Source organism: Bacillus nitratireducens (assembly GCF_036320425.1).
Classification (GTDB): domain Bacteria; phylum Bacillota; class Bacilli; order Bacillales; family Bacillaceae_G; genus Bacillus_A; species Bacillus_A nitratireducens.
The window spans coordinates 472,421-495,274 of the sequence record NZ_JAUMJO010000004.1 but is presented as its reverse complement, the minus strand read 5'-3'; the positions used below and the strand labels follow the sequence as shown (position 1 = coordinate 495,274).

General features: G+C 32.8%; 15 protein-coding genes and 1 pseudogene. 12 read left to right on the top strand and 4 right to left on the bottom strand.

Annotated elements, in window-relative coordinates; all coding sequences use genetic code 11:
- Positions 1-108: 108 nt before the first annotated feature.
- Positions 109-1,026, top strand: coding sequence for a DMT family transporter (locus Q3V31_RS18115; protein WP_090813455.1), 918 nt, complete (start codon positions 109-111; stop codon positions 1,024-1,026).
- Positions 1,027-1,229: 203 nt separating this feature from the next.
- Here Q3V31_RS18115 and Q3V31_RS18110 read toward each other — a convergent pair whose 3' ends face one another.
- Positions 1,230-1,673: a carboxymuconolactone decarboxylase family protein gene (locus Q3V31_RS18110; RefSeq protein WP_000083090.1), complete on the bottom strand. Its 444-nt coding sequence runs from the start codon at positions 1,671-1,673 to the stop codon at positions 1,230-1,232.
- A gap of 81 nt (positions 1,674-1,754) precedes the next feature.
- Entirely contained in the window at positions 1,755-3,059 is a 1,305-nt protein-coding gene (secY, locus tag Q3V31_RS18105; protein WP_000490110.1) for a preprotein translocase subunit SecY, read from the bottom strand.
- Positions 3,060-3,595: 536 nt separating this feature from the next.
- Between secY and Q3V31_RS18100 the strand changes: the two genes are divergently transcribed.
- The 6 genes and pseudogenes from Q3V31_RS18100 to Q3V31_RS18075 all read left to right on the top strand — a co-directional run.
- The gene (locus Q3V31_RS18100) at positions 3,596-4,108 is read left to right on the top strand and encodes a DinB family protein (protein WP_090813457.1); all 513 of its coding nucleotides are present in this window, start codon (positions 3,596-3,598) and stop codon (positions 4,106-4,108) included.
- Between the two features lie 577 nt (positions 4,109-4,685).
- The gene (locus Q3V31_RS18095) at positions 4,686-6,632 is read left to right on the top strand and encodes a bifunctional metallophosphatase/5'-nucleotidase (protein WP_090813458.1); all 1,947 of its coding nucleotides are present in this window, start codon (positions 4,686-4,688) and stop codon (positions 6,630-6,632) included.
- Positions 6,633-7,319: 687 nt separating this feature from the next.
- Positions 7,320-9,023 (top strand): M4 family metallopeptidase, encoded by a 1,704-nt coding sequence (locus tag Q3V31_RS18090; protein ID WP_090813459.1) that lies wholly within the window; start codon positions 7,320-7,322, stop codon positions 9,021-9,023.
- Between the two features lie 485 nt (positions 9,024-9,508).
- On the top strand, positions 9,509-12,079 hold the full coding sequence (pulA, locus tag Q3V31_RS18085; RefSeq protein WP_329765686.1) for a type I pullulanase: 2,571 nt from the start codon (positions 9,509-9,511) through the stop codon (positions 12,077-12,079).
- 592 nt (positions 12,080-12,671) lie between these two features.
- Positions 12,672-13,271 carry an undecaprenyl-diphosphatase gene (locus Q3V31_RS18080; protein ID WP_033656674.1) on the top strand — a complete coding sequence of 200 codons (600 nt, stop codon included), beginning with the start codon at positions 12,672-12,674 and terminating at the stop codon, positions 13,269-13,271.
- Positions 13,229-13,762 (top strand): annotated as a pseudogene (locus tag Q3V31_RS18075) (MBL fold metallo-hydrolase); the annotation flags it as partial. The gene Q3V31_RS18080 and the pseudogene Q3V31_RS18075, both read left to right, overlap by 43 nt.
- A gap of 208 nt (positions 13,763-13,970) precedes the next feature.
- Here the strand turns inward: Q3V31_RS18075 and Q3V31_RS18070 are convergent.
- Together Q3V31_RS18070 and Q3V31_RS18065 are read right to left on the bottom strand one after the other, a co-directional pair.
- On the bottom strand, positions 13,971-14,972 hold the full coding sequence (locus tag Q3V31_RS18070) for an alpha/beta hydrolase (protein ID WP_000577726.1): 1,002 nt from the start codon (positions 14,970-14,972) through the stop codon (positions 13,971-13,973).
- Positions 14,973-15,324: 352 nt separating this feature from the next.
- On the bottom strand, positions 15,325-15,786 hold the full coding sequence (locus Q3V31_RS18065; protein ID WP_000665292.1) for a GNAT family N-acetyltransferase: 462 nt from the start codon (positions 15,784-15,786) through the stop codon (positions 15,325-15,327).
- Between the two features lie 514 nt (positions 15,787-16,300).
- Between Q3V31_RS18065 and Q3V31_RS18060 the strand changes: the two genes are divergently transcribed.
- The 5 genes from Q3V31_RS18060 (at position 16,301) to gerXC (ending at position 22,622) form a co-directional block, all read left to right on the top strand.
- Entirely contained in the window at positions 16,301-17,731 is a 1,431-nt protein-coding gene (locus Q3V31_RS18060) for an ABC transporter permease (protein WP_001010241.1), read from the top strand.
- A gap of 11 nt (positions 17,732-17,742) precedes the next feature.
- The gene (locus tag Q3V31_RS18055; protein WP_000447830.1) at positions 17,743-18,420 is read left to right on the top strand and encodes an ABC transporter ATP-binding protein; all 678 of its coding nucleotides are present in this window, start codon (positions 17,743-17,745) and stop codon (positions 18,418-18,420) included.
- A 440-nt stretch (positions 18,421-18,860) separates the two neighbouring features.
- On the top strand, positions 18,861-19,940 hold the full coding sequence (gene gerXB, locus Q3V31_RS18050; protein ID WP_000166385.1) for a spore germination protein GerXB: 1,080 nt from the start codon (positions 18,861-18,863) through the stop codon (positions 19,938-19,940).
- A 56-nt stretch (positions 19,941-19,996) separates the two neighbouring features.
- Positions 19,997-21,475, top strand: a complete 1,479-nt coding sequence (gene gerXA / locus Q3V31_RS18045) for a spore germination protein GerXA (protein WP_001042777.1) — start codon at positions 19,997-19,999, stop codon at positions 21,473-21,475.
- The gene (gene gerXC, locus Q3V31_RS18040; protein WP_097871941.1) at positions 21,462-22,622 is read left to right on the top strand and encodes a spore germination protein GerXC; all 1,161 of its coding nucleotides are present in this window, start codon (positions 21,462-21,464) and stop codon (positions 22,620-22,622) included. Before gerXA ends, gerXC begins: the two co-directional genes overlap by 14 nt.
- The last annotated feature ends 232 nt before the right edge of the window (positions 22,623-22,854 follow it).

The following is a 22,854-nucleotide window of genomic DNA, read 5'->3' as shown; positions in this document are numbered from 1 at the left end:
AACAGTCTGACAATCAACTATATTTTTATTCAACTGTTATATGCGTTGATACACTGTTATACACCATATCCTCTATACTCGTTTCAAGAGTAAAAAGGAGGAAGCAAAATGGTCATTTTAAATTATATTTTAGTATGTATTATTTTTGGAACGACATTTTTAACGATAAAAATTGGAATAGAAGCGGGGGCACCACCATTATTTTCAGCTGGAATTCGTTTCTTTTTGGCGGGCCTTATTCTCATTATTATTTTTAAATTAAAGCGAAAGGATATTATGCCATACTTATTATCGAAACGTATTATATATGCTGGTTTTTGTTTAACATTTATGACATTCGCGACCCTATACTGGGCTGAACAATATATTTCTTCTGGATTAGCTGCAGTTCTATCTGCTACGGGTCCAATGATGATCTTGCTATTGCAATCAAAGAGAAATAAAACAAAATTGCAAAAAGAACAACTTGTTGCTTTAGTTATAGCACTTATAGGTGTTTTTTGTATTTCTTTACCTGGAATGCATCAAGAACTTACATTCATATGGAGTATCGCTTGCCTTGTTATATTAGTAGGGGAGTTGTTTTATGGAATTGGTTCTATTCGTTCAAAAGAAATACTTTCAGATTTACCTAACGTATCACCATTTCTCATTAACGGCATTCAAATGTTTTATGGAGGAGTTTTGTTGTTAATTGTATCTATCGTAATGGAGCAGCCTAATCCAACAATCTTAACATCTTGGAATGTACAATGGCCAATTTTATATCTCATATTTGTAGGTTCTATCGGTGGACATGGTTTATATTACTGGCTTTTATCAAAAACAAATCCTGTATTTCCATCAACGTGGTTATATGTATCTCCGTTAATCGCTGTTATTGTAGGTTACTTTGTATTAGGAGAACCATTAAATCCTACAATGGGAATTGGTGCTTGTTTAATCTTGATTGGTGTATTTTTAGCAAATCGTTCTACACTTGGAATTTATTTTAAGCAAGGAAGGTTGTTAAAAAAAGAGATGTAGTTAAAGTTTAATGATGTGGAAAACTGAGGAAAACGTATTCGAAATTTAGAAGAAAAAATAGTTAATTTGAAGAAAATGATTAACAGATTAGAGATAGTAAAATCAAAAACACAGTTGGGGAAATAACCAACTGTGTTTTAATATAGGGTGTATTTGATTTTACACTTAACTAAATCGATCGCATATTGTTTGGTGGGTAAGTATTATTTTTTTATTACGGTATTACCCATCGCAATAGAAATTCGATTCCAACTATTTATTTGATTAATGATTAACACAAGATCAACATATTGTTTTTCGTCAAAGTATTCACGTACTCGGTTGTATAGATTTTCAGGAACTCTTTTAGTAGGAATGAGAGTAATATGCTCTGATAGTTCCAGAGCCACTTTTTCTTCAGGAGTATAAAAATCACAATCATCCCAAGCATTTAAGCAATAAATTCTTTGCTCGGTTTCACCCAATTTTCGGGCGTCAGAAGTATGCATATCGATACAATAAGCACAACCATTAATTTGAGAGACTCTAATTTTTATAAGCTCTCTAACAGCTCGATTAATTGAAGATTTCTTCGTGTATTTCTCCATATCCATCATAATTTTCATACCATCAGGCGAAATATCATAATAAGACATTCTTTGACTCATATGACAAAACCTCCGTTATTATAAGTTTTTATAATAAAAACACACTAGGTCGCTATTGTGACTTCTAGTGTGTTTTTGTAATTAATTCACTTTTTTTATAAATCCTTTATAATGACGCTTCACAAGTTGACTTTCTAACGTCTTCATCGTTTCTAATGCAACACCTACGATGATTAGTAAACTTGTACCACCGATTTGAGCAGATGGTGGTAATGTAGCGATTTTTGTAAATACAAGTGGCAATATTGAAATTGCTCCTAAGAAAATCGCACCGATAAATGTTAAACGGTATAAAATTTTTGTTACATACTGTTCTGTAGATTTACCTGGGCGAATACCAGGAACGTATCCGTTTTGTTTCTTTAAGTTATCGGCCATTTGTTCAGGATTTACTTGAACGAATGCGTAGAAATATGTGAAGGCAACGATAAGACCCACATATAGTGTCATTCCAAATGGATGTGCAAAATCAAGATTCGCAATTATCCATTTAGATACGCTTGAATCAGGGAAGAGCTGCGCAATTGTACGCGGCGTCATTAAAAAGGCTGAGGCAAAGATAACAGGAATTACACCTGCACTATTTACTTTAAGGGGTAAATGAGTATTTTTTGCTCCTTGATATTGATTGTTTCCTGAAACAGCTTTTGCATATTGAATCGGTATTTTTCGAACTGCTTGTTGAATGTAAATAACACCAACAACTATCGCTAAAATTACGAGTCCAATTAAAACCATTTTTATTATGTGCATGAATAACTGATCGCCTGCGTTTTGGAATTGTTGCAAATAAATTTGATTAGCGACATTCGGAATCGCCGCAACAAGTCCAGCGAAGATAATCATTGAGATTCCATTACCAACGCCATTAGCGGTAATTTGTTCACCTAACCAAAGTAAAAATGCAGTACCAGCAGTTAAAACTGTCGCAATAAATAAGTATGTAGTCCAGCTTTGATCTGTAATTAATTGTCCACCTGCTATATTATTAAAACCATAAGACATCCCAATGGATTGTATGAATGCGAGAATGATTGTAAAGTATCGAGTAAATTGAGCTGATTTTTTACGGCCCATTTCTCCTTGCTTTGCCCACTCTGTAAATTTAGGTACAACGTCCATTTGTAGTAATTGTACAATGATAGAAGCTGTAATATATGGTGTGATACCTACAGCAAAGATTGAGAAGTGTTGCAGTGCTCCTCCGCCAAATACGTTTAGCATGCCTAAAACGTTGGCTTGATCTTGTACTTTTAATACCTCTGCGTTAGTATGAGGAACTGGAATAAACGTGCCAATTCGAAAAACAATTAGCATCGCTAGTGTAAAAAGAATTTTGTTTCTTATCTCAGCTACTCTCATGAAATTTGAAATCGTACGAAACATTATGTCGCCTCCTATATTTTTATCAGTTCAAAACTGATTATTATATCCCGATGAAGTAACCACAAACCTCCTTCCGCATTAAATTCATTTGACAAATGGAATTTTATACATTTTGTAGTTTTCACGGATATAAAAATATAAGGTGTTATACAAGCGATTTATTAACTTTTCGTAATCATTCAATACCCATAATATAACTAATAAATTAACAAATGTACATACATAAGCATTAAAAATGAATGAATAGGTTGATTTTTTACATATATTTAATGCTAGATTGATAATTAGGAACGTTTTATGTAGTTATATTGAAAGGATTCCGTTGAAAGTATTATGATGTAGCTGTCGCGCATAATAACCTCAAGGAAATCTTCAAGGATGTTGAGAGAACTCATACATTTCAGCATGAATTAGAGAACCTACTAAAGAAAGAAAAGATTGGATTGGAATAATAGTGAAGGAAAATCTTTTTTCCATAGAGAATATTTCTAGCGTAGGAATTTAAGTATGTAGGTTCTAATGAAAGGAGAATTCACATGAAATTTGTAAATGACAAGTTTTATGAAACTAGAAATCAATTATTTGAGGAAATTACTTTGTTAAGTGATGCTCAATTTAATAGGAAACCAGATAAGGATAAATGGAGTATAGCACAAGTTTGTCATCACTTAGTTTTATTAGATGAGAGAGTTATAACAGTTATTTCATCGGGATTAAAAAAGATGGATAGTATCTTAAATGAGCGTAAAGAAATTCACACTATTTTATTAGATAGATCGATAAAATTTATAGCCCCAGAAATGATTGAACCAAGTATAGAACCATTTGAAGTGCAGCAAATGGTTGATTTGTTAAACGACTCTAGAAAAGAATTGATGCGTTTCCTGAGTACAATAGAAGATGAATCTATATTAGCGAAAAAATCAGTGACGCATCCAGCTCTTGGAGAATTACTTCTTGATCAGTGGATAGAACTGATCTATTTGCATGAACAGCGTCATATAGAACAAATTAAAGAGATAAAATTGCTTTGTGGAGTTGAAAAGTAAAAATCATTATCTATTTATTGAGCGATTTGGGATAGCATCAAGGGTTCGAGTGATAAAATAGAAATCCTGATTAAAATTATGATGAATTTAGTTGAAAGCAACCAAAAAGCTGAAGAAATTACGAAACTAGCAGATCTTACCCCTGAAGAGGAAACGAACATTCGAAAAAAATCTGAATCCGATTTGCTGTATAAGTGTAACCCCGTCTTAAATGAAGAGCGGGGTTATTATTTTTGGAAGTGATCTCAGCATTTTCATTTAGAAGGAAATAAATTGGCAATGAAATCCGAAAATGTAATCAGCATTACACACTATATCTTTAAGTTATAATGATTTTCGGAAATGAGCTATATGTCCAAATTTTTGAAAGTACTCTTACACCTACCATTGGGTAAGCACCTTTCACGCGTTTGAGGAATAAGTATTTTGTCAGAAAACGATAAAATACAATTCTATTAAGGGATATATGCATTTTATTCTCTTTATTTTTGCAGTTGAAGTTTTCTGAATAACAAGTTATATTTTTAAAGTTCAAGCAACTTTATGACAGTACAAAAAGGGGAGAAATATTGTTATTATGCAAAAAATGAAATGGAAGAACTATGTATGCAATTTTATTATTCTTATGCTTCTTGTAACAGCAGTAACAGTCAAACCAGCTATTTCTAAGGCTGAGGAATCTAATGTTAATATTACATTGTTAGGTACTGCAGATATTCATGGTAGATTTATGCCTTGGGATTATGCGCTTGATGGAGCAAATATGAGTGGAAGTTTGACGCAGCTTTATACGGTTATAAAGAAGGTACGTCAAGAAAACCCAAATACCATATTAGTAGATGCCGGGGATACAATTCAAGGAAACTCAGTAGAATTATTCAACGATAAGCCACAATCGCCAATGATGGTAGCAATGAATACAATGGGATATGACGCCTGGGCATTTGGAAATCATGAATTCAACTTTGGATTAGATACATTGAAAAAAGTTAGTGAGCAATACAAGGGAAAGACGTTAGCAGGAAATATTTATAAGGAAAATGGAGAGCGTTTTCTTCCTGCATATACGATTGTTGAAAAAGGTGGAATTAAAGTCGGGATTATTGGTATGAATACACCAATGATTAGTGATTTTGAAAAAGGGACAGATCATTTGGATGGTTTAGTAGTGAAAAATCCAGTAGAAGAGACAAAAAAGGCTATTAAAGAATTAGAAGATAAAGTAGATGTAATGGTAGGGGTTATGCATATGGGACTAGAAAATGAGAATGGAATCCCAGGTACTGGTGTTCAAGATATTGCGAATGCTTGTCCGGAACTAAGCGCTATTTTTGCGGCTCATATGCATAAACTTGTAAAAAAAGAAGTTGTAAATGGTGTAATTATTACAGAACCAGATAAATACGGAACGCATATTTCACGTATTGACCTTACTTTTATAAAGCAAGATGGAAAGCTGGTTTTAAAAGATAAAACTGCTACCGCTATACCTGTAAAAAATACTGATGGAACAACAGTAGTATCTGATCCTACACTTGAAGAAACACTAACACCTTTTCACGAGTATGCGAGGGGAGATGCAAATGTTGTAGTCGCTCAATTAAAGGGTAGAAACCTTGTTCCTGAAAATGAAATAAAGGGTATTCCAAGTGTGCAGATTCAAGAGACACCTTTATCAGATTTCTTTCATGAAGTCATGCTCCATTACAGCAAGGCGGATGTAGTAGCCCATCAAATTGATAATGATTATGCCCGTTTGGATATAGGTCCTATAAAGAAGAAAGATATTGCTTATAATTATCAATATGCTTTGGGAGAAATTACAGTATATAAGATAACTGGAAAAGATTTAAAAGACTATATGGAATGGGCAGCAGGATATTTTAACTCATCTCGTGCCGGAGATGTAACAGTTAGCTTTGATAAAAACCGTCGTGCGTCTAAATACAGTACGAACGATTTCTTTGGAGGCGTAAAATACGAAATTGACTTAACAAAACCATATGGTAGTAGAATTACAAATTTACGCTCTATTCGTACAAATAAACCAATCAAAATGAGCGATGTTATGACGCTAGGAATGAATGCATATAGAATGGAGGCTCTTCAGGCAAAAGGAGGAGCTTTAGAGGGACGTAAATTTGAACAAACTTGGTCATCTAAACAAGAGAATGCATTCGGAGAAACAGGTGGAACCATTCGTAACCTTGCTATTACATATTTAAAAGAGGTAAAGAACGGTGTATACACGCCAAAAGTTATGCATAATTGGAAAATTACTGGTGTAGATACACATTCTTCAGAGCATAAGGCTGTAGTTGATCTTGTAGATAAAGGGATTTTAGAAATCCCAAAAACAGAAGATGGAAAATATACAAATATAGCATCTATAAATACTAAAGATTCAATTACAAAAGAAGAGATTGTAGCACTCTCACAAAAAGCTAATATTAATCCAAATCAGTTTAATCATGTAAAAAGAAAAGGTGAATTTTACAAAAAACTTAGTAGGATAATTAAATAAATATAAAAAAGATGGCTCTCGTGCAAAAAACTATTCAACTTGGACATACCATTATCCTAAAAAAGTTTGTGTTCGGTATGGAAATATAGAGAATCATCGGTAAAAAATCCCCTGGATCGCTTTAAAAATTCAGGGGGTTTTTCATTTGAATAATTATTGTTTCATTTCTCACTATGTATATTTATAATATGCTTTAAAAGAACATACCTTAAGTTAATAACATGCAATAGATATGTCCTTTTCTATATTTAAATGGGGAGAAAAATTTATCTTTAAAAAATATTTTTGACAAGATAAAAAAAGCCTGAAACTCATATAAGACTTCAGCAGTCTCAAAACGTTCCAATCCATGCAGTTATAGACATAAATAACAAAATTATATTGAAAAATCTAACTTGTATATGCGTTGCCCCACTAAAGTATTTATCTACTATTCTTAAAATAGTAAAGAGTGGTTTTTTATGTTGTTAATAAGATATAAGTGTACTTTGATTAGAATGAATATAGATAATTAATAACTAACCAATTGGATGAGCACCTAAAAGGGCTCATTTTTTATTTTATCGACCATATTCATGTAATTTTGCATAATATTACATGAATTTTGTATTTTCCCTTTTTTCCGACAAGATTAGACAGTATACTTTGTACAAGCTTTCTATTTCAAAAATTATACGAGGTGAAAAAATGAAAAAAACAAAAACATTAACTAAGGTAGCATTAACAACAGGATTAGCTTTAACAGCTGTGGCACCATACGGAATAGGTCATGCAGAGGAAACAGATCAACTACAAGTTCAAATTCAGGAGGACTCATTCCGTTCAGGTGAACTTACACAACCGTCACAAAAAACACCAGAGAATGTAGTAAAAGATGCTCTTAAGGAGAAAGCTGAACAAGCTCTTTCTCCAAATCAAGTCAATGGAGAAACAGGAGTAGATTATAAAGTTCTTCAAAAACGTGGTTCGTATGATGGAACAACACTTGTGCGTATGCAGCAAACATACGAAGGAAAAGAAGTATATGGCCATCAATTAACTGCACACGTAGATAATAAGGGTGTTATTAAAAGTGTTTCAGGCGATAGCGCGCAAAATTTAAAACAAGAAGAATTGAAAAAGCCTATTAATCTATCAAAAGATGGAGCAAAACAATATATTTATACGAAGTACGGGAACGATATCAAGTTTATTTCTGAGCCAGAAGTTAAGGAAGTTATTTTTGTCGATGAAAATAATGGACAAGCTAGCAATGCATACCAAGTTACCTTTGAAGCGGCAACACCAAACTATGTTTCTGGAACTTATTTAGTAAATGCACAAAATGGTGATATGTTAAAAAATATGGTACAAGAATCTAACTTAAAAGCAAGTGAAAAACTAGTTGGAGCTTTAAAGGAAAGTAAAAAAAGTAGTCTTACATCATTAAATGGAACAGGAAAAGATGATTTAGGTATATCTCGTTCATTTGGTATTTCTAAACAAAGTAATGGCAAATATGCACTTGCTGATTATACAAGAGGGCAAGGAATTGAAACATATGATGTGAATTACAGAGATATTACTAAAGAAGAAAGCTATTATCCTGGTACACTAGCAACCAGCACTTCAACAACATTTAACGATCCAAAAGCAGTAAGTGCTCATTACTTAGCAACAAAGGTATTTGATTTTTATAAGGATAAATATAAGCGTAATAGTTTTGATAATAAGGGACAAAAGGTAGTTTCAGTTGTACACGCTTGGGATTCTGAAGATACGAATGATCCGAAAAATTGGCAGAATGCATTAAGTGCTAATAATGGAAGTATGCTTGTATATGGCGATCCTATTGTCAAGGCATATGACGTAGCTGGACATGAATTTACACATGCGGTTACTTCTAGCGAATCTAATCTTGAATATTACGGTGAATCTGGTGCGATTAATGAGGCGCTATCTGATATTATGGGAACATCTATTGAGAAATATGTAAATAATGGAACCTTTAACTGGACAATGGGAGAACAAACTGGATCTGTTTTCCGTGATATGGAAAACCCAGCTTCTGTTCCATCTTCACTTGGAGTACCGTATCCAGATGATTACAGTGAATTTAACGATTTTAATGGATGGGATCAAGGTGGCGTTCATTTTAATTCAAGTATTATTAATAAAGTTGCGTATCTCATTGCAAAAGGCGGAACTCATAACGGAGTAACTGTTAAAGGAATTGGTGAAGATAAAATGTTTGATATTTTCTATTATGCAAATACAGATGAGTTAAACATGACTTCTAATTTCAAAGAATTGAAATCCGCATGTATTCGAGTGGCAACTAATAAATATGGGGCGAATACAGCTGAAGTTCAAGCAGTGCAAAAAGCATTTGATGCAGCAAAAATTAAGTAAGCTAGAAATATAGTTCTCATTCATATATTAATACATTATGAAAATCAGCTAATGTCATTTTAAGGATATTAGCTGGTTTTTTACGTAGCAATGTATTATTGAAAATAAACTTACTAAGCAATAATCAGGCTGTCTATCTTCAATAAGCTACGACAAATATATAAGATTTAAAGGATGTAAAAACAGAAAATTAATAATATATTGACCTTTTAATAGTAAGTGCTATAAAATGAAAGCGATAACAAACGATTGCTTTAAAATGATTTCCCTGATCTTTTAGTATTTACAAATATAAGAAGGAATAAACAAATCTATTTTTTTGAGTTTTAATGCAAACGTTTTCGTATTAAAAGATCATTGAAATACATGCGTGAAAATAGTCAATATGGGGGTGAAGTAAAAGAGATTTCTACATTAATTTAAGCAGTGTAATTTAGTATGAGCATAATAAATAGCTCGTACTATTTAAAGAAAGGGTGTATGGGGTGCAAATGACAAAAAGATTAATTAACAAATCATTTTTATTACTTGCCATAATCGTTATGTTATCATCTGTTTTTTCTTTTCAGAATGTGAGGGCAGTTTCAAATTCGAAAACAACTGAAGTTATCATTCATTACAAAGAGAAATCTGGAAATACAAAAGACTGGAATCTTTGGGTATGGGGAGAAAATGCAAACGGTAAATCTTATGAATTTACTGGTGAAGATGAATTTGGAAAATACGCTAAGATAAAAATAGATGGTGACTATAATCGTGTAGGATTTATAGTTCGTACCAATGAATGGGAAAAAGATGGAGGTGATCACTGGGTTGAAAATATAAGGGATGGTCGTGCTGAAGTATGGATCCTTTCGGGTGATGAAAAAGTATATGATTCTAAGCCTTCTTCTGATCTCTCTATTCAAAAAGCTACTATTGATAGTTTTAATGAAATCACTATAAATACTAATATTCCGTTTAATATTAAGGAACAGAAAATTGAAATTGAAGGCGTTAAAATTAAGGGAATTAGTCCTTATGATAAAAATAGTGGAGATATTACTAATAAGGTTAAAATAATTACGGAACAGAAAATTGATTTAAAACAAACATACAAAGTTAAAATAGCAAACTTAGCTGATGCGAATACTGAAATCGGTAAAGTCATTCGTAGCGAGGAATTTGATAATTTATTTTATTATGGTGGTAATGATTTAGGTAATATGTATACACCGCAAGAAACAAAGTTCCGTTTATGGGCTCCAACTGCGAGTGAGGCAAAGCTAGTTACATACAAAAAATGGAACGATAAAATAGGTACTGAAATAAACATGCAACAAGGTGAAAAGGGAACTTGGAAAGCAGAACTTAAAGGGAACCAAAAAGGTCTCTTTTATACGTATAAGGTAAAAATTGGGGATAAGTGGACTGAAGCGGTTGATCCGTATGTGCGTGCTGCTTCTGTAAATGGAGATAAAGGTGCAGTTATTGATTTAGAAGAAACAAATCCGAAAAAATGGAAAGCAAACAAAAAGCCGAAATTTAAAGATCCGGAAGATGCTATTATTTATGAATTGCATGTACGCGATCTTTCCATTCAACCTGAAAGTGGTATTAAGCAAAAAGGAAAATATTTAGGTGTAACAGAAAAAGGAACAAAAGGGCCTGAAGGTGTAAAAACAGGACTTGATCATATGAAAGATCTTGGTGTTACTCACGTTCAGTTTTTACCGATATTTGATTATGCTTCAGTAAATGAAGAGAATTTAAATGAACCACAATATAACTGGGGATATGACCCGAAAAATTTCAATGTCCCAGAGGGCTCCTATTCTACAAATCCTTTTGAGCCAACCGTTCGAATAACTGAATTAAAGCAAATGATTCAAACATTGCATGATAATAATCTTCGTGTTGTGATGGACGTAGTATATAACCATATGTATAATGCTGCTGAATCAAATTTTCATAAGTTAGTTCCAGGTTACTATTATCGTTACAATGAAGACGGAACATTAGCAAATGGAACTGGAGTAGGGAATGATACCGCTTCAGAACGAAAGATGATGAGAAAATTCATGGTAGATTCCGTCACATACTGGGCAAAAGAATACAATTTAGATGGGTTCCGTTTTGATTTAATGGGTATTCATGATTATGAAACGATGAATGAGATACGTAAAGCTGTTAATCAAATTGATCCTTCTATTATTCTGCATGGAGAAGGTTGGGATTTAAATACACCACTTGCAGCTGAATTGAAAGCAAATCAAAAAAATGCAGAGAAAATGAAAGGGATTGCTCATTTTAACGATAATATTCGTGATGGATTGAAAGGTAGTGTATTTGAGGAGAAAGAAAATGGTTTTGTAAATGGAAAGCAAAACATGGAAGACCGTATTAAAAAAGGCATTACAGCCGGTATTGACTATGATACAAATTCGTCTACTTATCAAGATCCGGAGCAGGTGCTAACTTATGTGGAAGCACATGATAATCATACATTATGGGACAAACTTGAGTTGACTAATCCAGGTGACAGTGAAGAAGTGCGAAAACAAATGCACAAATTGTCTTCTTCGATTTTATTAACATCACAAGGTATTCCATTCTTACATGCAGGACAAGAGTTTATGCGCACAAAGTATGGTGATCATAATAGTTACAAATCTCCTGATTCAATTAACCAGATGGACTGGTTACGCCGTGCAGCATTTAATAATGAAGTAGAGTATATGAAGGGTTTAATAGATTTACGCAAAAAATACCCAGCTTTTCGTATGACATCTGCAGAGCAAATTAAAAAGCATATAGCTTTTATCGATGTTCCCAAAAATGTTGTAGCATATACACTAGATGGAAAGGGAAGTGGGAATAAAAGCGACTCCTTTATAGTGGCTCACAATGCAAATAGGGAAGCTGTTGACATAACACTTCCATCGAAAGGTCCTTGGAAAGTGCTAGTAGACGGTAAACAGGCAGGTAGTAAAACACTTTACGTTATCCATGATAATAAAATTAAAGTTCCTGCATTAAGTTCACTAGTTTTAAAAATAGAGAAACCGATTAAATAAATGCAAAAAGCGAAGTGACGGTTGTTTTCACTTCGCTTTTAAAGTTAAAGCAATATAATTTCACATACTGTAATTTTATTATAATTTAATAATAACAATAAACAAAAGGAGGAGAACTTATCAAGGTTCTTCTCCTTTTTAATCTGTAATTAAGGTATCCATAGTTGCAGGTATAGGTAGTGTAAATGAACTTTTCTTATTTAATTAACAGCGGATAGGTGTCTGCAAATAAATTATATCAATTAGAAGTTGTTTAAAAAGAAATATGCGATTCTAAAATTGTTGCGGAACTAGCCGTTACATACCGAAAGACCGATATAAACCCAGAGTTACAAGAGTTTTTGAAAATAGCGAAAGGCAAGACGATGAATCCATTTACAAAATGACGAGAAAATGACAAAACTGTAAGAATGCACGAATGTTTGTAAGAAAGTTCGATGTTTTCCTTATTCTTTTTTTATTATAGTGAAAAAGAAGAAAGCGATGTTATAAGAGGTTCGTATTTTCAGATGAGTACAATAACCAAAACTATTCATGTAATGAAGGTATATGGCAATCAGTAAAACACCTTACTAAAAAGGAGGAATTTAAACTGTCTTTTTCTCAATTCAATATTGATATTTTTCGAGCAATTAATGATTTAGGTAAACAATATTCATTCCTAAACTCAGCCATGGTATTTTTGGCAGAATATATGGTATATATTTTGGGTTTAATTATTATAGCTTATTGGTTTACCGGGTCCAGAAAAAGTAGGATGATGGTTATTCAAGCGATGTTTGCTTTTGTGATTGCTGAGGTGATTGGAAAAATAGCAGGGAAATTTCATTTGAATTATCAACCGTTTGCAGTATTACCTAATGTGAATAAACTTGTCGACCATACTGTAGATAATTCATTTCCTAGTGACCATACGATACTCTTTTTTTCGATTTGTTTTTCGTTTTGGCTTGTTCGTAAAAAGACTGGATGGTTATGGCTTATACTTGCATTTTGTGTAGCGATTTCTCGTATTTGGGTAGGGGTTCATTATCCTTTTGATGTTGCAATAGGGGCTTTAATAGGAGGTGTTGCAGCGTTATTTTCGTATTGGTTAGTACCGAAATTTTCTTTTATCAAACAATTGCTTTCTCTATATGAAAGAGTAGAGAAACATGTTTTACCATCCAAAAACAAATCAAAGGGATTTTGAGTATAGCCATTTCTCATCCTCATTATTATTTTATACAAGTTGAATGGGTCGATACATTCAATGCACCTATTTACATCCACGAAAACGAAAAAGAATGGGTAGTACGTCCAAGTAACAAAATAATTTTTTGGTCAGGCGAGTCTTTTGAATTAACAAATGGCATTACTTTAAATCGTATTGGAGGTCATTTTAAAGGAGGAACTGTTTTACACTGGAAAGGTGGAAATCATAATAAAGGTATTTTGCTAACAGGTGATATCATTCAAATGATTGCCGACTGTCAGTGAGTTAGTTTCATGTACAGTTATCCAAATCTGATTCTACTTCCTGCTAGTAAAGTAAGAGAGATGATGGATAAAGTAAAAGGGCTACCATTCAACCGTATTTATAACGCTTTTCATCGAGTAGTGTCAGAACATGCGGACCTTGCTGTTCAGAAGTCAGCAGATCGATACATAAAAGCACTGCAGGCAGCACTTTTTAATACATGAGATGTTTCAATATTACCTGTAGACATCTTTAAGAAATTAAAATAAATAGATAAGTTTAGAGCATGTTATTATCATCTTTTAAAACATGCTCTTTGTATTTAGAGTAACATCAGCATTACTGACACGTACAAGTTATCAACAATCTTTATGTTGAAAGAATCTTAGCGTACGAATGTTGGTACTACCCCGTACTTAGTAATCTCACAATTTAAGGTATGTCTTTGGGGAAGTTTTGGGAGTTCAATCGATTCTGAATAAAATTGATAGTATCAGTTGCAATTTTTTTACGTTTAAGGACAATCCCGGCATGCCCACATGTATAAATATATCGCGTAGGTCTTTCCCAGGATTCCCACAAATAGTCCGTATCCTCAGAATGCACATATAGATCATGCTTGCCTGAAATTAATAAAATATTTTCTTTTTTTACTTTTGGTAATGTTTGACTCGGTTCAGTGATTTTCCAATAAGCTATTAAATCATCATACGTAACACCATGATGTTCCAAGTCTTCTCTAATAAATTTACCTGGATTTGTCTTCCAAATTGAATAAGAGAGTCGATTCGCGTAGAAAATGGATGCTAACACATCAATTTCTGGTTCAACAAGAGATGTTAAGTTAGTAATAACTCCACCTAAACTGATTCCTATTAAAATCAAAGGACCATTTTTATTTGCTTTAATCCATTTGATCAAAGTTCGTAAATCAGCTACTCCTTGTCTAGTTGCTTCTACAGTTCGTTCAATATTGGCACTTACCATGTACTCTCCACTGTATAGGGATTGGTTCGGTTTTCTGTCAAAATGATATGGTAAAGTGAAATAATACATATTCCACTTCAAGTTGGTCATATGGTCATGGAATATTTTTTTGACACGTTCGTTAGAATCCATTCTCCAACCGTGAACAAAGATGACATGAGGTGCATCTTCATTTTTATGTAAGAATAACTCCCCAGTGACAGAGTCGTTGCATGAATCACCAGATTGAACCGAGCTTTTATATTTGAATTGCCCAACCATGTATTCCTTTTCTTGTTTTAAATGCTTAATGTTAAAATGAATATGAGATGGTTTTACTTTATAAAAAAATTCCATGTCCTTTATATATAGTGAGGTGTTAGAAAGAGAAGTATACTGAAACTCTACACTTCTTTTTTTGTGCAAATCATACAAGGCGTATCGATCAATGAGTTTTGAAAAAATCAAATTAACCTCCTCCAAAATACATATTGTCTAAAAAATGGACAAAATTTATGCTGTAAATTAATTGTAAAATATTCTCTTTTCCTAATAGTAGATGCTTGAATTATAAAACAGGTGAGGAATTTGTATATTATATTATAAAGCTATCAATAAAATAAAACTATAAATAATTTTTACTAAAATCTAAAAAGTAAGTTAATATTCTCATTCATAAAAGAGAACATTAACTTGCTTATTTTCGTATCAAAAGGTACACCTTTTGAAGTGACGTAATTTATATGAAAGACAATGTGTCAATTTGTATATTTAATACAGTGATTGTTACCATAATTTTCGAAGCCTATAGCTATATTCATTAGAGAAAGAGTTTTAATCCTTCATGAGAATCTTTAAAACCTAATTTCTTATAAAATTGTAAAGCCTCTTGTCGTTCTTTATCTGTTGTTAACTGTACTAAATGACATCCCCGTAATTTAGCACGTTGAATAGCCCATTTAATAAGTTTACTTCCTATACCTTTACCACGTTTTGATGAGGCTGTCCGTACACCTTCAATGGTAGCTCTCCATCCCCCTTGACGTGCAATGTAAGGCGTAAATGTAATTTGTTGAATACCAACAATCTCCGTCCCATCACACGCTACAATCAACTCGTTATTTGGATCACAATCAATAGCATGAAATGCTCTTATATAACTATCAGGGAGTGGTGTTTCATAGCGCTCTCTTTTATTTCCTAAAACATCATCAGCAAGCATTTTTACAATTTCATCTAAATCATCTGCCGTTGCAATCCTAAATGTTATAGTTTCTTTCACTATTAAAAAACCTCCTTAATATATGCACTTGTTACTTTTATTATACTTGTTTAAATACAATAGGTTAAATTATAAAATATTATGAGTCTCTATAACTTTTTCTTATAGATAGCATAAAAGCCTAACTTATAAAATTATAAGTTAGGCTTTTTAACACCATATTGTTATTAGAAAATCCGACCAACTTCAATAAACCTCCATATTCTTTAATGAATTTTCATATTTAACAAGCACACATATAACCATCCAAATAGGGTGGTTTTTATTTGTTGTATAGAAATTACGTAATAAGCATGGATTTGTATGCTCTCATTCAATGCTATCTAAAGCCATATACCTCCTTGCACATATTCAAAAACGATTACGTTTTTGAATATGTGTTCCGGTTTTTCTTGACCAGGTCAATGAATAACTACACATAAACTCCTTATATCTCTAGATAAACTACTGATTAGCTCCATATAGACTCTAGATAACCTATATAGAATACAAGTTATCAAGGAGGTAAGAAAAAATGAACTTTATGAAACGAGCAATTCTCAGTATGAAAAAAAGAGTAGGAACATCATTAATTTTGATGGCGGTTTTCCTAATTGTTACAAATTTAGTGTTGGCAGGATTTACAATCCAAAATGCATCAAAAAAAGCTGCTGATGCAGCAAGAAAAAAACTCGGTGCAGATGTTACTTTAAGTCTTGATTTTGACAAATTAGGTCAACAAGCTAGGGAAACTGGAGAGATGCCTAATCCGCCAAAGCTTAATACAAAAGAAGCAGATCAATTAGCGAAGTCAAAGTATGTAAAAGACTATAATTACATAACTAACACTTTCGGAATTTCGGATGGACTTAAACTAGTAGGAGCTTCAGAAGGAGAAGAAGAAGGAAAAGGTAAGGCGGGAATGGCGGCTGTACGAGGCGGTTCAAGCTCCGGTACAGAAATAGATATGAATTCTTCTTTTATGATTGAGGGCATTCGCAAAACTGCATTACAAGAAAGCTTTAAGAATGGAAAAAGTAAAATCATTGATGGGAAACCAATTACAGAACAGATGAAAGATCAGAATGTAGCTTTAATGGAAAAACGATTAGCGGAATTAAACAATTTGAAAGTAGGAGACAAAGTTAAAGTGCAATCAGGGGATAAGAAGGAAACCCTGGAGGTTGAAATTATCGGCATTTACGAAACGAATGAGCAAGCCATGGGTCAACAGGCACCTCCTATAATGGATCCAGCTAATAAACTATATATGCCGCATTCAACTATGAAAAAATTAGAAGTAGATCAAGGTATAAGTAGCATTCAAGTCGTGTATTTCTTGAAAGATCCACAAAACATTGATGCATTTAAAAAAGAAGCAAAAAAATCTGATATTGATTTTAATTATTATAAATTAGATGCACATGATTCGTTGTACAAACAAATGATTGGTCCTATCGAAAATATCTCTTCTACTTCTCAAATGATTATTTATATTGTATCGATTGCAGGGGCGATTATATTAGGGTTAATCATTATGTTATCGATTAAAGCACGTCGTAAAGAAATGGGGATTCTATTGTCCATTGGAGAGAAAAAGTGGAAACTGATGGCGCAGTTCGTAGTAGAAGTAGTATGTATCGCTATTTTAGCATTTGGATTATCCATAACAACAGGAGCAAAAATTTCTCAATTCATAGGGAATAATTTACTTTCGAGTGAAATTGCTACAGCAGGAGAAGAAACAAACACCTCACAAAATGGAACTGTGATGGTAGCTGGACCTGGTGGAACTGTACAAAATCAAAAAGAGGATCCAATTGATAAAATTAATGTAAGTGTAACAGGAGAAGATGTAGGGAAAATGGGGGGGATTGGACTAGCTATTGCTATATTAGCAACGCTTCTTCCAGCATTATCTATTCTACGCCTGAATCCAAAACAAATTCTTTTAAAAGATGAATAAGGGGGCTCGATATGGAGACGATTTTACAGTTTAAAAACTTAGATTATTATTATGAAAGTAACGGAAAAAAAGTAGCGATACTAGAAAATGTTAACTTTTCTTTTCAAAAAGGACATTTCTACACGATTCTAGGACCATCCGGATCTGGTAAAACCACTACTCTTAGCTTAGGTTGTGGGCTAGATATACCTAAAAATGGTTATGTACTGTTTAATGGAAAGGATATTCGAAAAATTGGTTTGGATCGGTACCGTAATCAAAATGTATCGGTAATTTTCCAATCTTATAATTTGATTACCTATATGACTGCTCTTCAAAATGTCTTAACAGCAATGGAAATTACAGGTGTTAAAGTGCAAAATAAAACGGCAAGAGCGTTAGAATTATTAGAAAAAGTAGGACTTACAGAAGTAGAAGCGAAACGAAATGTTCTGCAACTAAGTGGCGGGCAACAGCAGCGTGTAGCAATTGCTCGAGCGTTATCTTGTAATGTTGATTTACTGATTGCGGATGAGCCGACAGGAAACCTCGACGAAGAAACGGCAATGGATATAATAGAACTGTTTCAAGAACTTGCACATAAAGAAAATAAATGTATTATTGTTGTGACGCACTCACAGGAAGTTGCTAAAAAATCAGATCGTGCAGTTTATTTAAGTAAGAAGAAGTTGGTAGTAAACGAAATTTAATATAAATACCCTAGTCTTTAATTCACATAATTTTCGAAATCAGTTTCTTCAAATATTTATATTTGATATACAATATAACCAAGCCATAATCAAAATGGTCTCCCTGTATTGAATGTTAATATAGTTTGTTATTCCCTTTTTAACAAATTTCGAAAAAGAACTTGTAGTATATTCTACAGGTTCTTTTTGTTATGATCGGTTTACTATATCATTCAAGAATTGCATATAAAAAACGGGACAGTATCTAGATGTATGATCTAAATACTGTCCCGTTTAATTATTTATCTGTAAAAAGGAACTAGCTTACATCTCATGTGATAGATTTTATAAATAAGAGCGTTTAATTGTCCATGGCTCTAAGCACTAACCATTTGGAATAAAGATGCAATGTATCAGTTATACTATGTAATATTTATTCATTACAAAATATGGTGGTATGTATGACTAAGCAAACAATTACTTTATTTCAAGTTTCTATGATACTCATTGGTAGTATAGGGATAATTAATCATGTCATTATGATTCCTATGTTATTAGATACCTCGGGTAGAGATTCGTGGATCTCTATCATATTAGTAAGCATTATATACTTGATTTGGATTTCATTAATATTCATCATATATAGAAACATAAAAAATGAACACTTGTTTTCGTGGTTAAAAAATAATTTTGGGAAACTCAGTGTATATCCAATCATATTCATAGTTGTGATTTATTTAATAACAATTGGTGTCGTTGCACTAAAAGAAACATTAACTTTTTTCTCTTTTTATTTACCAGAAACACCTCACTTTGTATTAGGAATACTTTTTTCAATGATTTGTCTCTATAATGCTACAAGAGGAATTCAATCTATTGCACTTACAACAGGTGTTTTGTTACCTATTGTATTCCTACTTGGTTTTTTTGTAATGTTTGCAAATGTTCCGCATAAAGATTATTCTTTACTTCAGCCAATGATGGAAAATGGAATGAAGCCAGTATTTAGGGGGATGGTTTATCCTGCAGCAGGATTTTTAGAGTTAATTTTTATTCTTTTCTTACAGCATCACATTTGTTCAAAAGTCAAATTATATCAACTGATTGCTTTGGGAATGGTTATTATTGGTATCACAATAGGCCCAGTTATGGCAGCTATTATAGAATTTGGACCTTTCGTAGCAGCAAACCAACGGTATCCAGCATTTGAAGAATGGAGACTTGTGTCAATAGGAAGGTACATTGAAAATTTAGACTTTCTCTCCGTGTATCAGTGGCTTGTAGGGATCTTTATTCGTTTATCACTTGTTGTTTTTCTTATTCCAGATTTGTTATCAATTACAAATCGGAAAACGAGAAATGGGGTTATGTTTGCAATACTTTCATGTATTTTATTAATAAGTATACTACCCATCAGTGACTCTAGTTTCTATTGGTTTGTATCTCAAATTATTTTACCAGTTTCAGCATTAGGACTATTTTTGTTTTCTATCTTACTAATAGTGTTTGTATGGGTTGCTAAATTTAAGAAAAGCTCTTAAAAGAGTATGAGGATGTATTTTATATAAGGTTGCTGAGTTTGAAGGAGACAACGTAGATGAACAAACGAGTAGAAATAAATGAGAAGATAGTACTAGAGTGGTTTGAAGGATGCAACGATGTAAAAGTAATAAAGCGTGATTTGGATGAGAAAGAAAAAAAGAATTCAGTATTGTTTATGTATTGTCAAAACTTAATTGACAATACAAAATTAAAACAAGCCACATCATCCCATGTTTGCAAAGAGCTTTCAAGTAATTCAATAGAAGAGTTTAACCTCTCAACATTAATTCCCCAGTTATCAGTAAAGAAATTAGATATGGTAAATTCGAATGAAACTATCTCTCAGATTATATTTGAAGGTAACCTCCTTATTATTTTTGAAGAATCTAAACATGGATATATAGTTGATATTGCCCAAATACCTACAAGGTCAGTTGAACAAACAAATACAGAGATGACTATTCGTGGTGGACGTGATGGATTTGTTGAAGAGTTAAACACAAATATAGGATTAATTAGAAAAAGGCTAAAAACGAGTTCTCTTAGTTATGAAGAATTTATTATTGGAGAAAGAACACAAACTAAAGTAGCACTCTTGTATTTAAAAGATGTCGCATCCCAAGATATCATTAATCAAGTTCGATTAAAATTAAGAAAAATTAAAATAGACGGGGTTGTTTCAAGTGCACAAATTGAAGAATTAATTACAAACAATCAATTTAGTGTATTTCCTTTAGTTGAATATACTGGACGCCCTGATTATGCTGTGAATTGTTTGCTATATGGGCGTTTTATTTTATTAGTTGAAGGGTCACCAACAGCGACAATTGCACCAGTTACATTTCCTTTTTTTGTGAATACATCTGAAGATCAAGATCTTTTCTACATATTCGGTAGCTTTGTACGACTTGTAAGTCTTTTGGGGATAGCGATTTCTATATTTCTTCCAGGAATTTGGATAGCACTAATTACATATCATCCAGATCAGATTCCCTATACGTTGCTAGCTACATTAAGCTTATCAAGAGAAGGGATTCCTTTTCCAGCTCCTTTAGAAGGGCTAATTATGATGACCTTATTTGAAATTTTGAGACAAGCAGGATTGCGTGTTCCTGCCGTATTTGGTCAAACATTATCTGTTGTAGGGGGATTAATTATTGGACAAGCTGCTATTAGTGCAGGAATTGTTTCAGCATCTATGGTCATTATAATAGCAATCTCGGTTGTTTCGACATTTGCTTTAACTAATCAGTCAGTAACAGGAATAATAAGTATATTGCGGTATGTAGTATTCTTAGTATCTTCTTTATTAGGCATAGTGGGTTTTATCTTTTGTGTCCTTGTGATGGTGATACATGTAGTAAATTTACGCTCTTTTGGAGTTCCATTCTTTACACCATATTCACCCCCTGTGTTTAAAAGTATGCTAGCAGCCACATTTAGACTTCCTTTCACGTATATGAAAAAAAGACCTAAAGAATTGCATACGCAAGATAATACAAGGAAAAGAGAGAGTACCGATGAAGAAAAATAAAAGAATAGTTATATTTCTTTTTATGATGTGTACGTTTCTAACAGGGTGTTGGGATCAAAGAGAGTTGCATCACGTTTTGTATATAAATAGTCTAGGTATCGATTTTAAAGATAATAATTATATCATCCGTCCGCAATTTATTAATTTTTCTAACATAGCTAAACAAGAAGGGAGCACTACCCGTAATTATAGCCAGGCCTATATCGGAAAGGGAAAAGGCCCCATTTTAGATGAGGCAGCATTTGATTTTTATAAGGGTGCTCAACAAGAAATCTCATGGGAGCATCTCAAAACAATTGTTGTAACAGAGAGGTTTCTAAAACATGGCGACTTAAATCAATTTAATGATTTTTTTTCTCGGTTTTTTCAATTTCGAGATACTATGTGGATATTTGGAACTAAGGAGCCTTTAGAAAATATATTAGCGAACAATAATATATTAAATATTTCTCAATTATATACAATCATTAATTTACCAAAAGAGATAACCAAGCAATATACAATAATAGATCCGTTACCTTTATATAAATTCCAAAGAAATTATTATGAACCTGGGATGACAACTCGCATTCCTTTCTTAGCTACAACTAAAACATATTGGAAAAAAGGGCATACATCATTTCCAATGTTAAAATTTAGTGGTTATGGTTTTATAAACGATAAATCCTATATAAATCATTTAAACAGCCATGATATTGCTGGTGTTCGATGGACGGATGAAAATACTAAACGAGCTCCATTACTATTAAAATTTAACAAGAAAATCATTGGACATATAGTATTAAAAAATCCAAAGATAGATACAAAGCATTTTATTAAAAATGGAAAGTTACGCATGCTTATGAACATCCATTTCGATGCTGATATTTTTCAATTAATAAATTATATGCCTGTAAATGATATTAAAAAAATTGCAGAGAACCAAGTTGAAAAAGAAATAAAAAAAACGTACCGAAAAGGAATCGAAAGAGGGATTGACACGTATCAGTTATCACATTCCTTATATCGGCAGAATTCTAAATTGTGGAAACAATATAAAAAAGAGGGGGGAATATCCCTTCAAAATAAAGAATTAGATTTAAATGTCTCGATTAATATAGCTACAAATGGAAAATCTAAAAATATGCGTAATATGATTGAGCATTAGAATGGTTGAAGATGAAAGGAAACGTAAAATATTAACTCTAAATAGGAGATTCGAACGCGAAAGACCACTACGATGTGGTGGCGTCTTCTTTAGGAATGGGATGAGAGTTCGATTAGGAGTAGAAGGAGGCTTTTGCCTCCTTCGTTGCCTGAAAATACACTTACATTTCTTAGCGTTTAGATAAGTACAAGTCTAACTATATGTGCCGTAAAGTAGGAGTAGCTTAAATTCA